The 2,355-nt window shown below is 51.1% G+C and carries 2 protein-coding genes; one reads left to right on the top strand and one right to left on the bottom strand.

Annotated elements, in window-relative coordinates; all coding sequences use genetic code 11:
• Window positions 1–1,398: hypothetical protein (locus tag ACN4EG_RS27595; RefSeq protein ID WP_431633495.1), on the top strand; the 1,398-nt coding region annotated here is incomplete at its 5' end.
• Between the two features lie 68 nt (window positions 1,399–1,466).
• Here ACN4EG_RS27595 and ACN4EG_RS27590 read toward each other — a convergent pair.
• Window positions 1,467–2,048: a Uma2 family endonuclease gene (locus tag ACN4EG_RS27590; protein WP_431633494.1), complete on the bottom strand. Its 582-nt coding sequence runs from the start codon at window positions 2,046–2,048 to the stop codon at window positions 1,467–1,469.
• Window positions 2,049–2,355: the final 307 nt, after the last annotated feature.

Genomic DNA, 2,355 nt, shown 5'->3' with positions numbered 1-2,355 from the left:
AGATTCAGCATGAGAAGGCTCTGGGCTACTGCTTCACATTATCCATTATTTCCCAACACGTCTATTATTCAGCCTGACTTCTTAGGCACAGGCGTCACGAATGCTATGGGGGTGTTCCGCATTGACTATCCAGGGGCTAACTTCCGGCAAGGCACCTGGATTGATGTGGAATTGTTTGGGGGGCCGGATGTGTATTTCAAGGTTGAGGATGCCGAGGGCAATGTTTTGCTCGACGAACCCCCGATGCGAGGACGGGCCGCAGGCCGGGGCGATCGAGGGCCCTGCTTCTGCGTCAATCTTTGCGTAGAGGTTCCCGTTCCGCAGGATCCCAGCATTCCCAGTGTATGGACAAAGGTGGGAACGCAGTTCACCATTCCAGATGCCAGTTTGCTCAACGACTTTGATGCCAATGGCTATGCAGGCACAGCCAAATACGCCTTCCACGGCACCATTCGACTGCTGGGAAGCGCCCCTCGATTGAGCAGTTCTGGCAATGCCGTCGAGTATCGCTTCTTGGTCAGTGATGTCACGACGCCCAACGGGGCAGCGCCGCCCGCAGATACGGATTTTTCCCGCATCGTCGGAGTGGGCGCGAATGTTCCCCTGTTCGCGAAAACCCAGATTGGTCAAATGGTACGCTACGCTCCCTACCGGATCGTTGATATCTATGCTGAGCAAGTGGATCTCGATAGTGAGGGCTGGCTGGATATCAACACCTCCATTACCCGCACCTTTGCCGCCGATCCGCTACTTTCTCCAGCGGATATTCCAGACTTCGTTTGGGTCGATGGAGATGCCTTGATGGCGATTAACACCGCTGCTCTGACAACGCAACCCAATGTACCTTCAGTGCTCGGCAATCCTGGTGTGCCCGTACCCGCAGCGAATCGGATCGCGATCGAGCAAAAGGCCATCCGCTTTGAAATCCGTGAGGTGATTAATAAAGCCGCTAATTTGTTCAACCCAATGCCAGGAAGTGGAACGACTCTCAATACGATCGTTCTGAATAACAATGTCACCTGCATGAAAGTAGCCATGGCAGAACACCTCTCTAGTACAGCCTGCACACCGCTGTCTGGCAGTCCCCACGTTGCTTTCACCGCCTATCATCCCCATATTGCAAATGTCAGCATCAACGTTCGCAGCAACGATGGGGCTTACAATCAAAACTTGAATGATGCCGCATCCAAACCTGCTACGAGTGATGCAGCCATTCCCCTGAGTGGCAACACTAACTCAATCAGCATCAATCACCTCCACAATCCTGTGATCGTGCTACCCGCCGGACTCATTAAATGCACCTACATCGTTACCCTAGAGGTGTTGCGGCGACTACACAATGGCGATACAGCGGTCACTCCCAATTGGGTACAAACCTCGTTCTATTACGAACCATGATTCAGTCATTTGACACGCCCCGCTCTAAATGGAGCCTGACCCAGTAGTCCAACATGCGGAGGGGCAGATTAGGATGAGGTTTCTCCAGCGGTAAGCAGTTGTTGGGCTGTGAGATTGAGTGTTGGAAATAGTGTAGTTTCGATCGCTTGTTCTCCTTCATAAACCTTTTCTTCATACAAACCCTCTACCCACTCCAAAATGGTTACTTTTTGCGCGATCGGATCAATAATCCAGTATTCAGGAATGCGTCGTCCTGCGTATTCTGTGCGTTTGTAGCGATAATCCCGATTTTCTTGTTTGGGGCTAACAACTTCCACGACTAATAAAGGAGAGGGCATATCGTGGGTAATGAAGGATTGTCTGGCTCCTTCTAAAGCGATCGCGGATTCTTCTGAGAGGATGATTAAATCAGGTTCCCGTGCGGTTGTGCGTGTGCCACTCACAGCAATTTGCGTTTTCATGGCGATTTGGTTGGCGGGAATGCCTAGCTGAATCAATTGTGCTAACAAAAAGATGGCAATTTGAATGTTCAGGCGGCTTTCAGGTGGCATAGCAACTAATTCCCCATTGACCAATTCGTAGCGCGTTTCTGTCCCGTCGTCATAGTTGAGGTATTCCTCTAAGGTCATGGGTGTTGTGATGACAGTCATAGCGTTCACCAGAGGTTGCTGAACTGCGGTTCCGATATTGTCCATTGTACTGTTTTCCTTTAGGTCGATCGGACATCTGGTCGATCGCGCAGATCTGATCCCCCCTAGCCCCCCTTATTAAGGGGGGAATTTAGTCAAAATAGTTCAAAATCCCCCTTAATAAGGGGGATTTAGGGGGATCGGACATCTGGTCGATCGCGCAGATCTGATCCCCCCTTGTATCTTAAGAGTAGTGGTAGACCGATCCCCCCTGGATTGAGAAAATCGCGGGCTAGCCAGGGTCGCCACTACTTTGCACTAGGGCCAA

This window comes from Alkalinema pantanalense CENA528 (assembly GCF_050753345.1).
GTDB lineage: Bacteria > Cyanobacteriota > Cyanobacteriia > Leptolyngbyales > Leptolyngbyaceae > Alkalinema > Alkalinema pantanalense.
The sequence above is the reverse complement of the archived record's forward strand: the minus strand, read 5'-3'. Positions and strand labels throughout refer to the sequence as shown.

What these genes read in the sequence shown, in the direction of transcription:
- ACN4EG_RS27590 (WP_431633494.1), bottom strand. Translation starts at nt 2,048, where the DNA reads ATGACTGTCATCACAACACCCATGACCTTAGAGGAATACCTCAACTAT.